This is a genomic window from Citrobacter sp. wls708 (assembly GCF_005281255.1).
In the GTDB taxonomy this organism is placed as follows: domain Bacteria; phylum Pseudomonadota; class Gammaproteobacteria; order Enterobacterales; family Enterobacteriaceae; genus Citrobacter; species Citrobacter werkmanii.
The window spans coordinates 1-337 of sequence record NZ_SZXE01000029.1 but is presented as its reverse complement, the minus strand read 5'-3'; the positions used below and the strand labels follow the sequence as shown (position 1 = coordinate 337).

Here is a 337-nt window from a genome sequence, read left to right as displayed (position 1 = left end):
GCCTTCCTCCTCGCTGAAAGTACTTTACAACCCGAAGGCCTTCTTCATACACGCGGCATGGCTGCATCAGGCTTGCGCCCATTGTGCAATATTCCCCACTGCTGCCTCCCGTAGGAGTCTGGACCGTGTCTCAGTTCCAGTGTGGCTGGTCATCCTCTCAGACCAGCTAGGGATCGTCGCCTAGGTGAGCCGTTACCCCACCTACTAGCTAATCCCATCTGGGCACATCCGATGGCAAGAGGCCCGAAGGTCCCCCTCTTTGGTCTTGCGACATTATGCGGTATTAGCTACCGTTTCCAGTAGTTATCCCCCCCCATCGGGCAGTTTCCCAGACATT

1 rRNA gene is annotated in these 337 nt (G+C 56.1%); it reads right to left on the bottom strand.

Features of this window, described 5'->3' with window-relative positions:
* A 16S ribosomal RNA gene (locus FDW97_RS17845) occupies nucleotides 1–337 on the bottom strand; the annotation flags it as partial.